This window comes from Enterococcus sp. DIV0358 (genome assembly GCF_051713465.1).
Lineage (GTDB): Bacteria > Bacillota > Bacilli > Lactobacillales > Enterococcaceae > Enterococcus > Enterococcus faecalis.
In genome coordinates this window covers 2,563,110-2,581,316 of record NZ_JBIOPX010000001.1, presented here as the reverse complement: position 1 = coordinate 2,581,316, position 18,207 = coordinate 2,563,110, and the positions used below count along the sequence as shown (strand labels likewise).

At 39.7% G+C, this 18,207-nt stretch carries 15 protein-coding genes; 14 read left to right on the top strand and 1 reads right to left on the bottom strand.

The window, feature by feature from the left end; all coding sequences use genetic code 11:
* Positions 1–4 precede the first annotated feature (4 nt).
* A complete protein-coding gene (rpe, locus tag IGK70_RS12475; RefSeq protein ID WP_002354925.1) occupies positions 5–658 on the top strand; it encodes a ribulose-phosphate 3-epimerase in 654 nt (217 codons plus the stop codon).
* Positions 655–1,299, top strand: coding sequence for a thiamine diphosphokinase (locus tag IGK70_RS12470; protein ID WP_002361010.1), 645 nt, complete (start codon positions 655–657; stop codon positions 1,297–1,299). The genes rpe and IGK70_RS12470 overlap by 4 nt, the downstream gene beginning before the upstream one ends.
* Before the next feature lie 102 nt (positions 1,300–1,401).
* On the opposite strand, the gene rpmB is transcribed toward IGK70_RS12470, so the two are convergent.
* The gene (rpmB, locus tag IGK70_RS12465; protein WP_002354928.1) at positions 1,402–1,590 is read right to left on the bottom strand and encodes a 50S ribosomal protein L28; all 189 of its coding nucleotides are present in this window, start codon (positions 1,588–1,590) and stop codon (positions 1,402–1,404) included.
* A gap of 273 nt (positions 1,591–1,863) precedes the next feature.
* Here rpmB and IGK70_RS12460 point away from each other — a divergent pair, with 273 nt between their 5' ends.
* The 12 genes from IGK70_RS12460 (at position 1,864) to smc (ending at position 18,206) form a co-directional block, all read left to right on the top strand.
* Complete coding sequence (locus IGK70_RS12460) at positions 1,864–2,226, top strand: Asp23/Gls24 family envelope stress response protein (protein ID WP_002354933.1); 363 nt, start codon at positions 1,864–1,866, stop codon at positions 2,224–2,226.
* 82 nt (positions 2,227–2,308) lie between these two features.
* Positions 2,309–3,985 (top strand): DAK2 domain-containing protein, encoded by a 1,677-nt coding sequence (locus tag IGK70_RS12455; protein ID WP_002354936.1) that lies wholly within the window; start codon positions 2,309–2,311, stop codon positions 3,983–3,985.
* A 115-nt stretch (positions 3,986–4,100) separates the two neighbouring features.
* The gene (gene recG, locus IGK70_RS12450) at positions 4,101–6,137 is read left to right on the top strand and encodes an ATP-dependent DNA helicase RecG (protein WP_002359051.1); all 2,037 of its coding nucleotides are present in this window, start codon (positions 4,101–4,103) and stop codon (positions 6,135–6,137) included.
* A gap of 102 nt (positions 6,138–6,239) precedes the next feature.
* Positions 6,240–7,241: a phosphate acyltransferase PlsX gene (plsX, locus tag IGK70_RS12445; RefSeq protein ID WP_002395966.1), complete on the top strand. Its 1,002-nt coding sequence runs from the start codon at positions 6,240–6,242 to the stop codon at positions 7,239–7,241.
* A 136-nt stretch (positions 7,242–7,377) separates the two neighbouring features.
* Positions 7,378–7,617, top strand: a complete 240-nt coding sequence (gene acpP, locus IGK70_RS12440; protein ID WP_002354939.1) for an acyl carrier protein — start codon at positions 7,378–7,380, stop codon at positions 7,615–7,617.
* 263 nt (positions 7,618–7,880) lie between these two features.
* Positions 7,881–8,921 carry an oligopeptide ABC transporter ATP-binding protein Opp2D gene (gene opp2D, locus IGK70_RS12435; protein WP_002367425.1) on the top strand — a complete coding sequence of 347 codons (1,041 nt, stop codon included), beginning with the start codon at positions 7,881–7,883 and terminating at the stop codon, positions 8,919–8,921.
* On the top strand, positions 8,921–9,865 hold the full coding sequence (opp2F, locus tag IGK70_RS12430; RefSeq protein ID WP_002354942.1) for an oligopeptide ABC transporter ATP-binding protein Opp2F: 945 nt from the start codon (positions 8,921–8,923) through the stop codon (positions 9,863–9,865). Before opp2D ends, opp2F begins: the two co-directional genes overlap by 1 nt.
* A complete protein-coding gene (opp2B, locus tag IGK70_RS12425) occupies positions 9,865–10,827 on the top strand; it encodes an oligopeptide ABC transporter permease Opp2B (protein WP_002354943.1) in 963 nt (320 codons plus the stop codon). The genes opp2F and opp2B overlap by 1 nt, the downstream gene beginning before the upstream one ends.
* Before the next feature lie 27 nt (positions 10,828–10,854).
* Positions 10,855–11,778: an oligopeptide ABC transporter permease Opp2C gene (gene opp2C, locus IGK70_RS12420; protein ID WP_002365358.1), complete on the top strand. Its 924-nt coding sequence runs from the start codon at positions 10,855–10,857 to the stop codon at positions 11,776–11,778.
* 28 nt (positions 11,779–11,806) lie between these two features.
* Positions 11,807–13,585 carry an oligopeptide ABC transporter substrate-binding protein Opp2A gene (gene opp2A, locus IGK70_RS12415; RefSeq protein WP_002408275.1) on the top strand — a complete coding sequence of 593 codons (1,779 nt, stop codon included), beginning with the start codon at positions 11,807–11,809 and terminating at the stop codon, positions 13,583–13,585.
* Between the two features lie 329 nt (positions 13,586–13,914).
* The gene (gene rnc, locus IGK70_RS12410; RefSeq protein WP_002354946.1) at positions 13,915–14,607 is read left to right on the top strand and encodes a ribonuclease III; all 693 of its coding nucleotides are present in this window, start codon (positions 13,915–13,917) and stop codon (positions 14,605–14,607) included.
* A 20-nt stretch (positions 14,608–14,627) separates the two neighbouring features.
* Positions 14,628–18,206, top strand: coding sequence for a chromosome segregation protein SMC (gene smc, locus IGK70_RS12405; protein ID WP_104874165.1), 3,579 nt, complete (start codon positions 14,628–14,630; stop codon positions 18,204–18,206).
* The last annotated feature ends 1 nt before the right edge of the window (position 18,207 follow it).

Here is an 18,207-nt window from a genome sequence, read left to right as displayed (position 1 = left end):
CCAAATGAAACTAGCACCATCCATTTTAAGTGCCGATTTTGCCAATTTAGAAAGAGATATCCGTTTAGTAGAAGAATTAGGAGCAGATTATATTCATGTTGATGTTATGGACGGTCAATTTGTGCCCAACATTACCTTAGGACCGAATATCGTTTCAGCGATTCGTCCAGTGACAAAACTACCATTGGATGTTCATTTGATGATTGTACAACCTGAAAACTATATCAATGCCTTTGCGGAAGCCGGTGCGGATATTATTACCGTCCATCAAGAAGCAACACCCCATATTCATCGTGCCTTACAAATGATTAAAAATGCGGGTGTGAAAGCTGGCGTAACCATCAATCCTGGGACACCACTTTCGATGATTGAAAATGTATTAGACTTAGCAGACCAAGTCTTGGTAATGACTGTCAATCCAGGCTTTGGCGGACAATCATTTATTGAAAACTCACTAGAAAAAATTGCTCAATTAAAAGAATGGAAAGAAACAAAAGGATACACCTATGAAATTGAAGTCGATGGCGGGATTGTTCCTGAAACTGCCGCACGCTGTAAAGAAGCTGGTGCGGAAGTGTTTGTTGCAGGCTCCTACATTTATAATGCTGAAAATCCTCAAGAACGAATCGATGCACTGAGAGCAGTGCTAGACAAATGAGTCGTGTCTTACTGGTAGCTGGCGGCAATCCAAGTGATTGGCCAACCATTGAACCAGCTACGTATGATTATTTCGTAGGTATTGATCGCGGCTGTCTCCATTTATTAGAGGCCGATTTACCGTTACAATTAGCGGTGGGCGATTTTGATTCATTATCACGAGAAGAATACCATTTTGTCCAAGAAACTGCCGAAACACTCATTCAAGCACCTGCTGAAAAAGATGATACAGACACACAATTAGCGCTTCAAGAAGCTTTACAACGATTTCCACAAGCAGAGATGACGATTATCGGTGCGACAGGGGGCAGAATTGACCACCTGTTAGCCAATCTTTGGTTACCCTTTGAACCACGATTTCAAGGCGTACTTCGTCAAATCCGTCTATGCGATCGTCAAAATAGCATCCAGTATTACGCCCCTGGTTCGTATATCGTACCGAAAGAGCCAGATAAAGAATATCTGGCCTACTGCTGTTTGACGCCTGTAGAAAACTTGACGCTACGACGCAGTAAATATTTATTAACCAATCAAGATGTTCCTTACCCAACATCGTATGCAAGTAATGAATTTATCGAAGAAGCCGCTGCTTTTTCCTTCGATGCAGGGATGATTGCGGTTATTCAAAGTAAAGACAAGTAAAAAGAGGTTGGACCTTCATCAATGCGATGAAGGTCCAACCTCTTTTTTTATGCAATAAAAAAAGCCGAACAACGAACGTCCAGCTTTGCTTATTTAAGTTTATTAAACACGTTCGATTTTACCAGATTTCAAAGCACGAGTTGACACCCAAACTTTTTTAGGTTTACCATCGATTAATACGCGAACTTTTTGTAAGTTAGGTTTCACAGTGCGTTTTGTTGAGTTCATCGCATGTGAACGGTTATTACCACTTGAAGTCTTACGACCAGTGAAGTAACATACTTTTGCCATTTTAAGTTTCCTCCTTTGCCTTGATCTTGGAGCGATAATATTCAGCTCATACTAACTTAATTTATCATATTAGGCACTGATTTGCAAGAAGATTTTTTTCTATGATTTGACTTTAGCAATCAAAAAGAGTAAATTAAAATCTTGCTAGAATGTTCACTTAGAAGTGGAAGAATGAAAATATCTGACGAACTTCCTTTTAATTAAAGGCTGGATATGATAAAATGTTATGGAAGAAAATAGGGCGAATGTGCTCTTATAAGGAGGCTTTCATCAATGGCTGTAAAAATTCAAACACCCGCAGGTACCATTGAGATTACCAATGATGTGATCGCTACAGTAGTTGGCGGAGCTGCGACAGATATTTACGGAATTGTCGGAATGGCAAGCAAAAATCAAATTAAAGATAACTTAAACGATATTTTACGTCGTGAGAATTACTCACGTGGTGTCGTTGTTCGTCAAGAAGACAACGGAATCGCAGTGGATGTCTACACGATTGTTAGTTATGGTACAAAAATTTCTGAAGTTTCTCGTAACGTCCAAGAAAAAGTAAAATATAATCTTGAAACATTATTAGGTGTCACTGCGAATTCAGTTAACGTTTTTGTTCAAGGAGTTCGTGTATTACCGGATTAGAGGTAGTGTACTGTCAACGATGCAATTGCACAAGGAAGTCGTGTGTTGCCGTTAGCGGTAAATCTGAAGGAGGATTTTTTAGGTGAATGTAACAGAAATCAGCGCAGGTCAGTTCCAGGAAATGGTCCAGGCAGGTGCGACTCGTCTGCACACAAATGCAGAATATGTCAACTCATTAAACGTTTTCCCTGTACCCGATGGTGATACAGGAACAAATATGAACTTATCAATGACCAGTGGTGCAAAGGCTGTGGCCGATTCTCGCTCTGAAAAAGTAGGAGAATTAGCAGGTGCGTTATCCAAAGGGTTATTAATGGGTGCTCGTGGAAATTCTGGGGTTATTTTATCTCAATTATTCCGCGGCTTCTCAAAACAAATTCCTGAGGTTACAACATTAAATGCCAAAGACTTGGCCGCTGCCTTTACACATGGTGTAGAAACAGCGTATAAAGCAGTGATGAAACCCGTTGAAGGAACAATCTTAACTGTTTCTCGTGAAGCGGCGCGTTCTGGTGAACGTAAAGCGAAAGAAACAGATGACTGTATCGAAGTTATGACAGCTGTTGTAGCAGGTGCTAAACGTGCCTTAGCGAAAACACCTGATTTATTACCTGTCCTAAAAGAAGTCGGCGTTGTAGATAGTGGGGGTCAAGGACTACTATTTATCTATGAAGGATTTTTAGAAGCGCTTAGTGGTGAATTTTTACCAACTGAAACGTATGAACCAAGTCCTGCCGAAATGGACGAAATGGTTAATGCTGAACATCACCGTGGTGTTAGTGGCCACGTTGCGACAGAAGACATTAAATTTGGCTATTGTACAGAAATTATGGTTCGTATCGGCGAAGGCCCAACCGTGGACAGCGCTTTTGATTATGAAACATTCAGAAACTACTTAAATGAACTAGGCGATTCTCTATTAGTCGTTAACGATGACGAAATTATCAAAGTTCACGTACACACTGAGCATCCAGGTGAAGTGATGAACTACGGCCAAAAATTTGGTTCGTTAGTAAAAATAAAAGTAGACAATATGCGTTTACAACATGAAACGTTAGTTGAACGCGATGCTCAGCAAGAAGCGTTGACTGAAAAAGTTCGCGTACCGTTTGCTGTGATTGCTATTGCAGCCGGTGAAGGCGTTCAAGAATTATTCCGAAGTTTAGGTGCAAGCTACATTATTAGTGGTGGCCAAACAATGAACCCAAGTACGGAAGATATTTTAAAAGCAGTCAAAGAAGTGAATGCAGAGCAAGTCATTATTTTACCAAACAATAAAAACATCTTTATGGCGGCTGATCAAGCAGCAGAAGTTGCCGATGTACCAGTAGCGGTTGTTCCATCTAAAACCATTTCTCAAGGAATGACAGCAATGTTAGCTTTCAATGATCAACAATCATTAGAAGAAAACAAAGCAAGTATGACGGAAATGTTAGACAGCGTTGTGAGTGGTCAAGTAACCACAGCTGTTCGTGACACAACCATTGATGACGTTGAAATTAAAAAAGATGACTTCTTAGGAATGATTGATGGTAAAATCGTCGTTTCTGAAGCAGATCGTTTTAATGCATCATTAGACACGTTGAACCGCATGATTGATGAAGACACTGAAATCGTGACAATTATTGTCGGCGAAGATGGCTCGGTTGAAGAAGCTGAAAAGCTAATCGCTATTTTAGTTTCTGAAAACGATGAACTAGAAACAGAACTTCATGAAGGTGGACAACCTGTGTATCCATACTTATTCTCAGCAGAATAGGTTTTCGTGATGAAAAAATAAAAACGAATAGGCTGGTTCATTAGTTAGGGCTAATGAACCAGCCTATTTAATGAATGATCCATTTTTTTGCGTATATTAATGAGGAGGGGATTTTATGGACATCACAGATTTAGTCAGCGTATTGCCCGGTGTTGGCCCAAAACGTGCTGAAAATTTACAAGAACTGGGGATTGCTACAATTGAAGACTTATTGACGTATTATCCCTTCCGCTACGATGATATCCAAGAAAAGGATTTAAGCGAGATTCAGGATCAGGAAAAAGTTACGCTAAAAGGGCTAGTGGTTTCGGAAGCAGTCGTTAGTCGGTACGGTTATAAGAAGAGCCGGTTAACGTTTCGAATGATGCAAGAACATGCGGTCATTAATGTTTCCTTCTTCAATCAACCTTTTTTAAAAGACAAAGTAGTTCTTTCCGAAGAAATTGCTGTTTATGGCAAATGGGATGCCAAGAGAAAATCATTAAATGGCATGAAAATCTTAGCTTCTAAAGGAGACAATGAAGATTTTGCCCCCATTTATCATGTAAATAAAAAAGTCCGCCAAAGCACGTTGGTTCAGTTAATCCGCACTGCTTTTGAAGAGTATGGTTCACTGGTTGAAGAGATTTTACCGAATGATTTATTAGAAAAGTACCGCTTGATGCCTAGAAAAGAAGCAATGTGGGCGATGCATTTTCCCAGTAATCCAGAAGAAAGCCATCAAGCCAAACGGCGAGTAGTCTTTGAAGAGTTTTTCCTTTTCCAACTTAAAATGCAAGGATTGAAGAAACAAGAAAAAGCGGAAAAAAATGGTTTAGCTATTCAATATGACGTGGATCGCTTAAAAACGTTCACCCAAGGACTGCCTTTTGAATTGACAGGCGCCCAAAAAAAAGTGACCAATGAAATTTGTCGAGACTTGCGAAGTCCGAAGCATATGCAACGATTGCTTCAAGGTGACGTGGGGAGTGGGAAAACGGTAGTGGCTGCGATTGCGCTATACGCCACCATGACCGCTGGCTTTCAAGGAGCGTTGATGGTTCCGACTGAAATTTTAGCGCAGCAACACATGGAAAGCTTACAGCAGTTGTTTGATCCATTAGAAGTGCGAACGGCCTTATTAACAGGTTCCACCAAAACGAAAGAACGTCGTCTAATTCTCGAAGAACTGGCCAATGGCGAGATTGACATTGTGGTAGGGACCCATGCTTTGATACAACAAGATGTCAGTTTCCATCAATTAGGTTTGGTAATCACTGATGAGCAACATCGTTTTGGTGTGAATCAGAGAAAAATATTAAGAGAAAAAGGCTTAAAACCAGATGTTCTATTTATGACGGCCACTCCGATTCCTCGAACGCTGGCAATTACAGCCTATGGCGAAATGGATGTATCAATCATTGATGAAATGCCAGCTGGACGGATTCCAATCGAAACACGTTGGATTCGGCCGCCGCAGTTAGATACTGTTTTAGAATGGATGGAAAAAGAGCTGGCTCGAGGACATCAAGCCTATATTATTTGTCCATTGATTGAAGAATCAGAAGCCTTAGATGTGAAAAACGCAACAGAAATTTTTGAACATATGCAAAGCTTTTATTCCCCAAGATATCAAGTGGGATTACTACATGGTAAAATGAAAAACCAAGAAAAAGATGACATTATGCAGGAGTTCAAAGACAATCAGCTGCAATTATTGGTTTCTACCACCGTTATTGAAGTTGGCGTGAATGTACCAAATGCCACGGTGATGTTAATTATGGATGCGGACCGGTTTGGGTTAGCACAGTTACATCAGTTACGGGGCCGTGTTGGGCGTGGCTCCAGTGCTTCTTATTGTATTTTAGTAGCCAATCCGAAAAATGAAATGGGCGTTGAGCGTATGAAAATCATGACAGAAACCACCAATGGTTTTGTCTTGAGTGAGCGTGATTTGGAACTTCGCGGACCTGGGGAAGTGTTCGGTGCACGGCAATCAGGGGTGCCTCAATTTGCGGTAGGAGATATCGTGACGGACTTTAACATTTTAGAAGTTGCGCGCCAAGAAGCAAGTGCCCTATGGCAAGTGAAAGAATGGTGGCAATATCCTGCTTATCAAGGCTTAGCCAATCGAGTGAAACCCCAAGATGAGGCAGCCCAATTTTTCGATTAGAAGAGGTAATTTTTGAAGCCAGAAAGTAAAAGCCAATGCGTATTTCTTTGAAAAAAATATGTTATACTTGTTAGGAAACAAAAAAGTAGGAGGGAATCACTCATGAAAATTGCTGTAGATGCAATGGGTGGAGATAACGCCCCACAAGCAATTGTTGAAGGGGTTATGCTAGCCAAACAAGACTTCCCAGACATTGAATTTCAATTATATGGAAAAGAAGCCGAAATAAAAAAATACATCACCGATGAAAAAAACATTACGATTATTCATACCGATGAAAAAATTGCTAGTGACGATGAGCCAGTTAAAGCAATCCGTCGTAAGAAAACTGCTTCCATGGTTTTAGCAGCGCAAGCAGTTAAAAATGGGGAAGCCGATGCGATTTTTTCTGCAGGCAACACCGGAGCGCTATTAGCAGCGGGTCTGTTCATTGTCGGCCGCATCAAAAATGTGGAACGTCCCGGTTTGATGTCAACTTTACCTGTCATGGGAGAACCAGACAAAGGGTTTGACATGTTAGATTTAGGAGCCAATGCAGACAATAAACCAGAACATTTGGTTCAGTATGCCGTTTTAGGTTCATTCTATGCTGAAAAAGTTCGGAACGTTCAGAATCCTCGTGTCGGTCTATTAAATAACGGAACTGAGGAAACAAAGGGCAGTGAATTAACGAAAAAAGCCTTCGAATTGTTAGCAGCAGATGAAACGATTAATTTTGTCGGAAACGTTGAAGCACGAGAATTATTAAATGGCGTAGCTGACGTGGTGGTGACAGATGGCTTCACAGGAAACGCCGTTTTAAAATCCATCGAAGGCACAGCTATGAACATGATGAGCTTGCTGAAAACAGCGATTCTTTCTGAAGGTGTCAAAGGAAAAATGGGCGCCTTATTATTAAAGAATGCGTTGCGTGGCATGAAAGACGAAATGGACTACTCAAAACATGGGGGAGCGGTTTTATTTGGCTTAAAAGCGCCAGTCATTAAAACGCATGGGGCCACGGGTCCTGATGCCGTCCGCTACACCATTCGTCAAATTCATACAATGTTAGAAACCCAAGTTGTCCCACAATTAGTGGAATATTATGAAGGCAAAGTAGAGTAATTTGCAATTGTCTTGACATCAGTTTGTTACTCAAATGAAAAAAAGATGGACAAATACCCAAATTGTGAGTACAATGTATCTTAGCGTTTTAGTAAAAGAAAGAACCTTTTTTCAAAAGCAGTGGAGGTGAATACAGTTGACTCGTGAAGAAGTACTTCAAAAAGTAGCGAAGATTATCTCAAACCACTTTGATATTGAAGCGGATCAAGTAACAGATCAATTAAACATTAAAGATGATTTGAACGCTGACTCAATTAGCGTAATGGAGTTTGTTTTAGAACTTGAAGATGAATTTGGAACAGAGATTTCAGATGAAGATGCAGAAAAAATTGAAACAGTTGGTGCCGCTGTAGATTATATTGTGAGTAATTCATAAAAAATAGTAAGACAAAGTCGATTGACATTCGTGTTGATCGACTTTTTTTGCGTACATAATGGTTATTTTATTAAGCAATAAGGCTATTTTTACACATATTTTTGTAAAAAAAATCATACATGTAAAAAAATAACTGCGAAAAAAGTTATTTTATCTTGCTTTTTATGGAATAATTCTATAAAATTATGAAAAAACAATGAGCTGTAAATTAACATTGATAAAAATTAGAAAGTGCTATCATTAAATATTAGTTAATTTATATAATGTTTTTGAAAGGACGTAAGGGGTGCGTATGGATGCAAGGAAATGAACAATTACTAGAGGTTTCAGGATTAGAAACAGCATTTAGAATCAAAGATGATTATTATAATGCCGTCGATGATGTTTCATTTGAATTGAAGAAAAATGAGATTCTGGCAATCGTCGGAGAATCTGGTTGTGGAAAAAGTACCTTAGCAACAACGATTATGGGCTTACATGATCCCAATCATACCAAAATTACTGGGGAAATTTTATACAACAATTTAAACTTAACTACGTTTAATGAAACATTGTACAACAAAGTCAGAGGAAACGATATTGGGATGATTTTCCAAGATCCGTTGTCTGCACTGAATCCGCTCATGCGAATTGAAGACCAAATTAAAGAAAGTCTCACGTATCATACCAAAATGACCGCACAACAAAAACAAGCACGGGCCATTGAACTGTTAGATCAAGTGGGGATTCCCAACCCAGAGCGTGTCGGGAAACAGTATCCTCATGAATTGTCTGGCGGCATGCGTCAACGGGTGATTATCGCCATTGCAATCGCGTGTAAACCACCGATTTTAATTGCAGATGAACCAACAACGGCCTTAGACGTTACCATTCAGGCACAAATTCTCGATTTGTTAAAAGATTTACAAGAAGAAACAGGGAGCGGCATTATTTTAATTACCCATGACTTAGGTGTAGTTGCGGAAATGGCTGATCGTGTAGCGGTTATGTATGCGGGTCAGTTTGTAGAAGTAGCCACTGCTGAAGAATTGTTTAGTCATCCGAAACATCCATATACACGTTCCTTACTTCAGTCCATTCCCCAAGAGAATTCAGATGAAGAAGAACTTCATGTGATTGAAGGGATTGTTCCTTCGTTAACCAAATTACCTAGAAAAGGTTGTCGGTTTGCCCCACGAATTCCTTGGATTGATGCATCGGAACATGAAGAAAATCCAACATTACATGAAGTTGCACCGAATCATTATGTTCGTTGTACATGTTATAAACATTTTCATTTTAGAGACGGGGAAGGGGAAGCGTAATGACAGAAATTATTCAAATTAAAGATTTAAAAGTTCATTATCCAATTCGCAGCGGCTTCTTCAATCGAATCACTGATCATGTTTTGGCGGTTGATGGTGTGGATTTCATGATTGAACAAGGTAAAACGTATGGGTTAGTTGGTGAATCGGGTTCTGGAAAATCAACGACAGGAAAAGCAATTATTGGTTTAGAAAAAATTACAAATGGTGAGATTATTTATCAAGGACAAGATGTAACCAAGCCGCGAAGTCGAAAAGCGATTGGATACAACAAAGATGTCCAAATGATTTTCCAAGATTCGATGTCAAGTTTAAACCCTAAAAAACGAGTACTAGATATTATCGCTGAACCAATTCGAAATTTTGAACGGTTAAGTGACCAAGAAGAAAAGAAAAAAGTCAAAAGTTTGTTGGACATTGTGGGGATGCCAGAAGATGCGTTGTACAAATATCCTCATGAATTTTCTGGTGGACAACGCCAACGTTTAGGCGTCGCCCGAGCGGTGGCTACCAGCCCCAAATTAATTATTGCAGATGAACCTGTTTCAGCACTGGACTTATCTGTGCAAGCACAGGTATTGAATTTTATGAAAAACATTCAACAGGAATATGGGTTAAGTTACTTATTTATTTCCCATGATTTGGGCGTAGTTAAACATATGTGTGACAACATTGCCATTATGTACAAAGGCCGTTTTGTAGAAATCGGTACACGCCAAGATATTTACACTAATCCACAACACATTTATACCAAACGCTTACTTTCAGCAATTCCTAAAATTGACGTAGCGAACCGAGAAGCTCACAAAGAAGAACGAAGAAGAGTTGAGCAAGAGTATCGGGAAAATCATAAAGACTATTATGATGAAAATGGGCGGGTTTATAACTTACATGCGATTAGTCCAACCCACCAAGTAGCGTTAAAAAATGGAGGTGCTGAATAATGTGGAAAACAATTTTACGCCGTTTGTTATTGATGATTCCGCAAGTGATTATTTTAAGTGTCTTGATTTTCCTGTTGGCTAAAATGATGCCAGGTGATCCGTTTACAGGATTGATTAATCCGAACCAAGACCCGAAAGTGATTGAAGCCATGCGTGAAGCTGCCGGGTTAAATGATCCTTGGTACGAACAATATTTCCGTTGGATTGGCAATGCCTTACATGGAGATTTTGGGCATAGTTTTATCTTTAAGTTACCTGTGTCCACGCTCATTGCTGGTCGGGTGGGGAATACGATTGCATTGGCCGCTGTGTCAGTTATAATCACGTATTTAATCGCCATTCCTTTCGGTTTAATTGCTGGCCGTTACCAAAATTCATGGTTTGACAAAATGGTGGTTATCTACAACTTCTTCAGTTTTGCCGTGCCATTATTCATCTTTGCCTTGATTATGCTCTTTATTTTTGGGTATCGCTTAGACTGGTTCCCAACGAGTGGAACCGTGACTGTTGGTTTGGCTGAGGGAACATGGCCGTATTATTTAGATAAACTGAAGCATTTAATTTTACCAGGGGTCACTCAAGCGTTGCTAGGGACAGCGGTCACTATTCAATATTTGCGCAGTGAAGTGATTGATGTTAAAAACATGGACTTTGTTCGGACTGCTCGTTCAAAAGGAGTGCCAACGAATAAAATTTTTAATCGACACATTTTTAGAAATGCAGCATTACCAATTGCCTCTCAATTAGGTTATGAAATTACTGCTTTGATTGCCGGATCAGTCGTTATTGAAAAGATTTTTGCTTTCCCAGGAATTGGAAAATTATTTATTGATAGTATCATTCAACGTGACTATTCCGTTATTACCGCTCTCGTGTTGATTTTGGGATTGGCAACCCTTATCGGAACCTTAATTTCTGATATTGTAATGAGTATTGTTGATCCAAGAATTCGAATTCAGTAGAAAAAACACGAAGAAAGGGTGATAAAAATGGAATTGACAGAAGAAAAAAGAGAAGAAGTCTTACAAGAAAGTATTCCACCAATGGGCTTTCGGATGATTGCGCGAGAATTCGTCAAAGAAAAAATGGCGATGTTTTCTTTAATCCTTTTGGTCATTATCTTATTAGCCGTTTTTATCGGTTCGTTAGTGTTAGACCAAAGTGCCGTTATGCATGTAAGTATTTTAGATAAATATGCGGAACCAGGTACCGTTACAATGAATGGCACCAAGTTCATTTTAGGTGCCGATGAAGGGGGTCGTGATGTTTTAGGACAATTGATTATCGGGGCTAGAAACTCTATTTTAATCGGTTTTGCCATTACGATTATTACGTCTATTATCGGGGTCGGTTTAGGGATTATTTCCGGTTATTATGGAGGCATGATTGATAATATTTTGATGCGTATCGTGGATTTTATTATGATTTTGCCAATTATGTTAATTATTATTGTGTTCGTTTCCGTGATTCCTAAATATAGTATCTGGTCCTTTATTTGGATTATGTGTGCGTTTTATTGGGTTGGAAAAGCGCGGTTGTTCCGCAGTAAAACGTTATCTGAAGGGCGCCGAGATTACGTTAGTGCCTCTAAGACAATGGGAACAAGCGATTTTAAAATTATGTTTCGAGAAATTATGCCGAATTTAAGTTCATTAATTATTACGAACTTAACGATTAATTTCGCGGCCAATATCGGGATCGAAACAACGTTAACTTTCTTAGGCTTCGGGTTACCACAAAGTGTCCCAAGTTTAGGAACCTTAATTGGCTACGCCAGCAGTGGGGATGTATTAGTCAATAAACAATGGGTTTGGTTACCTGCATCAATTCTAATTTTAGTCTTGATGTTAAGTATAAACTATGTTGGACAAGCATTTAAGCGCTCAGCAGATGCACGACAACGATTAGGCTAATTAGCCAAAAAATGAGGGAGGAAAAGAGATGAACAAGAAACGGATTTTAGGTGCAATCACGTTAGCTTCTGTGTTAGTATTCGGGTTAGCTGCATGTGGTGGCGGCAATAAAGGCGGGGGCAATAAAGCAACGGAAACAGAAGACATTTCAAAAATGCCAATCGCTGTTAAAAATGATAAAAAAGCAATTGACGGCGGGACATTAGATGTCGCTGTAGTTATGGATACACAATTCCAAGGACTTTTCCAGCAAGAATTTTATCAAGACAACTATGATGCACAATACATGCTTCCAACGGTACAGCCATTATTTAACAATGATGCAGACTTTAAGATTGTCGATGGGGGTCCTGCGGATCTGAAATTAGATGAAGATGCCAATACAGCAACCATTAAATTACGTGACAATTTAAAATGGTCTGACGGTAAAGATGTGACGGCAGATGACGTGATTTTCTCTTATGAAGTCATTGGTCATAAAGACTATACAGGGATTCGTTATGATGATAACTTTACGAATATTGTTGGCATGGAAGACTACCATGATGGTAAATCGCCAACCATTTCTGGCATAGAAAAAGTCAATGATAAAGAAGTTAAAATCACTTATAAAGAAGTTCACCCAGGAATGCAACAATTAGGTGGCGGTGTTTGGGGTTCAGTTTTACCAAAACATGCCTTTGAAGGAATTGCTGTTAAAGACATGGAATCAAGCGATGCAGTTCGTAAAAACCCTGTGACTATTGGACCGTACTATATGAGTAATATTGTGACAGGTGAATCTGTTGAATACCTACCAAATGAGTACTACTACGGTGGCAAACCTAAATTAGATAAATTAGTGTTCAAATCTGTTCCTTCTGCGAGCATTGTAGAAGCAATGAAAGCGAAACAATACGATATTGCATTATCAATGCCAACAGATACGTATCCAACATACAAAGATACAGAAGGGTATCAAATCTTAGGACGTCCCGAACAAGCCTACACGTATATTGGCTTTAAAATGGGTACGTTTGACAAAGAAACAAATACAGTGAAATACAATCCAAAAGCTAAAATGGCAGATAAAAGCTTACGTCAAGCCATGGGCTATGCAATTGACAATGATGCAGTCGGCCAAAAATTCTACAACGGCTTACGAACAGGGGCAACAACGTTAATTCCACCAGTCTTCAAGAGCTTGCATGATAGCGAAGCGAAAGGCTATACGCTTGATTTAGACAAAGCGAAAAAATTATTAGACGATGCTGGTTATAAAGACGTAGACGGCGATGGCATTCGCGAAGACAAAGAAGGCAAACCACTAGAAATCAAGTTTGCTTCAATGTCAGGTGGCGAAACTGCACAACCACTTGCTGATTACTATGTCCAACAATGGAAAGAAATTGGCTTAAACGTAACGTATACAACAGGACGCTTAATTGATTTCCAAGCATTCTATGACAAATTGAAAAATGATGATCCAGAAGTAGATATCTATCAAGGCGCGTGGGGCACAGGTTCAGATCCTTCACCAACCGGCTTATATGGTCCAAACTCAGCCTTTAACTACACACGTTTTGAGTCAGAAGAAAATACTAAATTACTTGATGCGATCGATTCAAAAGCATCATTTGATGAAGAAAAACGTAAAAAAGCCTTCTACGATTGGCAAGAGTATGCCATTGATGAAGCGTTTGTAATCCCAACGCTTTACAGAAATGAAGTCTTGCCTGTCAACGACCGTGTAGTTGACTTTACTTGGGCAGTTGATACGAAAGATAATCCATGGGCAACGGTGGGTGTCACTGCGGAAAAACGTTAAACAACGTTCCGCTGATTTAATAGAGATAGAACGAGGTCGGGACAGAAGTGTTTAACTCCGAGAAATAAGGAGGAGTTGCTTCTGTTCCCGCCGTTTATCAGTTTTTGAGCGTGGCGCAAAAATCCAAAGTGATTTTTGTCCCACGCTCTTTCTATCTCTTACGTAAACAAACGCTTTTATCTCAGTCATAGCCCTATTTATTTATTTTTTTCTAAAAAATAATGAGAACACAGTGAATAACAGGCTTTTTCTGAATAGAACCATTTAAAAAAAGTGAAAAAAAAAGTATAATGAAACAAGGTGTAAATAAATGTAAAGGAATGTGGAGAATGGACAATCAGTTAACAACAGAGTTAAAAGAACGTTACGGCATTGTTTTCCATGATGTCAATCTATTAGAGCAAGCTTTTACTCATTCATCCTATGTGAATGAGCATCGCTATTTAAAATTATCCGATAATGAACGTCTTGAATTTTTAGGAGATGCAGTTTTAGAATTAATTGTTTCACAATATTTGTATTTAAAATTCCCAGAACTTCCAGAAGGGAAATTAACGAAGATGCGCGCAGCCATCGTTCGGGAAGATAGTTTAGCCAAATTTGCGAAAGAATGTCACTTCGACAACTACATTTTATTAGGTAAAGGAGAAGAAGCATCGGGCGGACGAACACGTGCATCATTATTATGTGACTTATTTGAAGCCTTTTTAGGTGCCCTCTACTTAGACCAAAAAGTTGGCGCAGCCAAGAAATTTATTGAAGACGTTATTTTTCCGAAAATTGATGCCGGTGCTTTTTCACATGAGATGGATCACAAAACACAATTACAAGAAGTTTTACAACGCAAAGGCGATGTTTCAATTGAATATCGTTTAATTAAAGAAGAAGGCCCTGCTCATGACCGCACCTTTTTCACTGAAGTTTACATGAATGGTGAACTCATTGGGTTAGGCCAAGGAAAATCGAAGAAGTTAGCTGAACAGGATGCCGCTGAGCGGGCACTGAAAAGTATTCCTCAGTAAGGCTGGAAGGAGCAATATTCGTGTATTTAAAACGAATTGAAATTACAGGATTTAAATCATTTGCAGATAAAACCATTATTGAATTTGAAGATGATGTGACAGCAGTGGTTGGTCCGAATGGAAGTGGGAAAAGTAATATCACGGAAGCCGTTCGCTGGGTATTAGGTGAACAATCTGCGAAAAACCTTCGCGGTGGCAAAATGAACGACATTATCTTTGCCGGTTCGGAAGGTCGTAAGCCGCTAAATATTGCGGAAGTTACCGTGACGTTAGACAACAGCGACCATTATTTAGCATTGGATTATAGTGAGATTAGTGTCACCCGTCGTTTAAAACGAACGGGCGAAAGTGACTTTTTTATTAATAAACAAGCGTGCCGTTTAAAAGATATTCAAGATTTATTTATGGATTCAGGATTAGGCAAAGAATCTTTTTCAATTATTTCACAAGGGAAAGTTGAAGCGATTTTTAATAGTAAACCTGAAGACCGTCGAGGGATTTTTGAAGAAGCAGCGGGCGTTTTAAAATACAAACAACGAAAGAAAAAGGCTGAACAAAAGCTTTTTGAAACTGAGGACAACTTAAGCCGTGTCCAAGATATCATTTACGAGTTGGAAGACCAATTAGTTCCTCTAGCCGCCCAAGCAGATGCGGCTAAAAAGTATTTAGCTTTGAAAGAAGAACTTACCGAAATTGATGTCAATTTAACTGTGACCGAAATTCAAGAAGCAAAAGCTATTTGGGAAACGAAAACGCAAGAATTAACAGCCATTGAAGAAAAGTTAGCTGGCGCAAGTAAGCAAGTCCATGACTTAGAAGGCAAATTGGTACGTTTACGAAGCAAGCGCAATCGTTTAGATGAACAAATTGAAACGGAACAACAACAATTATTACAAGTGACAGAAGCGTTGAAACAAGCAGAAGGACAAAAAAATGTTTTAATTGAACGTTCCAAACACACCTCCCAAACGGCAAGCGAATACGAAGAGACATTGGCAGAAACGGCCGAAAAAATTGTTCGTTATCGAGAAGAATTGCAGTCGCTGGAAACAGCAATCGCAGAAAAAACGGCACAACGTCAGACGTTAAAAGAAGCATTGGCTTTGGCAACGAAAGATGTGGAAAAATATAGTAAGTCTTCTAAAGAATTGATGGAGGAATTGCGCAGTCAGTATGTGGAAGTCATGCAAGAACAAGCCAATACAGCCAATGACTTAAAATATTTAGAACGACAATATCAACAAGAAACAGCTAAAAATCAACAATCGCTAGCAAAACACGAAGCGCTAGAAGAACAGATGGTTGAAGCTCTCGCAATGAAAGAAACGCTAGAAAAAGAGCAAAAAGTCGCAAAACAAGGCTTACAAGAACAACTGGAAGAATACACCGCGTTGAAAGCAACGCTTGAAGCCAAACGTGAACGATTAGCACAGCGTCAAAACGATATGTACCAAGCGATGAATCAAGTGCAACAAGCGAAGGCACGCCAAAAAAGTTTGCAAGAAATTCAAGAAAATTACGCTGGCTTCTATCAAGGCGTGAAAGCTGTATTGCGTCACAAAAACCAATTAACTGGGATTGTTGGCGCAGTGGCTGAGTTAATTGAAGTGCCTAAAGAATATACGTTGGCGATTGAAACGGCCTTAGGTGGTGCGGCGCAACATATTGTTGTGGAAAATGAGAAAGATGGCCGAGCAGGCATTACCTTCTTAAAACAACAACACAGTGGTCGAGCAACCTTTTTACCATTGACCACCATTAAGCCACGCTCTGTATCGGCGATGGTTCAGAATCGTTTGGCTGGTGCACCGGGCTTCGTAGGGATTGCCAGTGAATTAGTTCGTTATCCAGAACAAGTACAAACCGTTATTCAAAATCTCTTAGGCGTCACGATTTTAGCGGCAGATTTAACGAGTGCCAACCAGTTAGCAAAATTAGTCAATTACCAATATCGCGTTGTCTCATTGGAAGGCGATGTGATGAATCCTGGCGGTTCGATGACTGGGGGAGCCAATAAACGTGGCAACCAAGGAAGCCTATTTTCACAAGCGCAAGAACTTCAAACAATTACTGAACAAATGACTCAATTAGAAACACAACTAAGAAGTGTGGAACAAGAAGTCCAAGCGCTCTCGCAAGAAGTGAAAACAGCCACGGAACGTGCAGAAATGTTGCGCTCTGCTGGTGAACAAAATCGCTTAAAACAACAAGAAATTGACAATAAATTAGCCAATCAAACAGAAACGATTACTCGTTTAACAAAAGAAAAACGCTTGTTTGAATATGAATCACGTGAATTGCATCAATTCTTAACCGAATATCAAACGAAAAAAGCCACATTGACAGAGCAACAAGCAAACTTAACGGCAACGAAAGAACGTTTAGATGCTGAAATGAAACAAGTGGAACAAGAAGCTAGCCAAATGGAAACCTTTAAAGCCCAAGCGCAAGAACGCTTGACGACAGTTCAAGCAGAACAAGCAGTAGCGGCGGAACAATGTGCCCATTTTGCTCGTCAAAAGCAAGACAAACAAGAACAATTGGACGAATTGTTGATTCGAGAAACGGCCATCCGTCAACAGCTACAACAATTAAGTAGCCATTCTAGCGATCATCAGTTAACCGAAGAAGGCTTAGCGGCACAAGTCGCGCAATTAGCGGAGAAACAAACAGCGTTGCAAACCTCTTTACAAACGGCACGTAGTCAACGACAAGCGTTGCAAGAAGAAGTAGACGAGTTAGATACAAAATTAGCGGAAGAAAACAAACGCCAACAACAGTATTTAGCAGATAAAACACAAATCGAAGTTCTAAAAAATCGTGCAGAAATGCAATTAGATAGCTCGTTAAGTTACTTACAGGAAGAATACAGCTTAACCTTTGAAGCTGCCTATGAAGCGTATTTCCCAATCGATGATTTGGCGCAAGCGCAGCAAACAGTGAAACGCCTAAAACAAGAAATTGAGCGGTTAGGACCTGTTAACTTAAGTGCCATCGAGCAATTTGAACAAGTCGATGAACGCCATCAATTTCTAGTCAGTCAACGTGATGATTTATTAAATGCGAAAGAACAATTATTTGAAACCATGGATGAAATGGACCAAGAAGTGAAAGAACGGTTTAAAGAAGTCTTTGAAGCAATTCGTGGCCAGTTCAAAGTGGTATTTCCTAATATGTTTGGTGGCGGACGGGCAGAACTGGTGCTAACTAACCCAGAGGATCTCTTGAATACAGGGATTGAGATTGAGGCGCAACCACCAGGGAAAAAATTACAACATTTAAGCTTGTTGTCTGGAGGCGAACGGGCATTAACGGCGATTGCATTACTCTTTTCAATTATTCGTGTTCGACCCGTTCCGTTCTGTATTTTAGATGAAGTAGAAGCAGCTTTAGATGAAGCCAACGTTGCTCGTTTTGGTCATTATTTAAGCGAATTTGAAGATGGCACACAGTTTATTGTGGTGACGCATCGTAAAGGGACAATGGAAGCCGCAGATGTTTTATATGGCGTGACTATGCAAGAATCTGGGGTTTCAAAAATCGTTTCAGTTCGCTTGGAAGAGGTCAAAGAAGGTGGCGCAATTGAAAAAAGCAATTAGC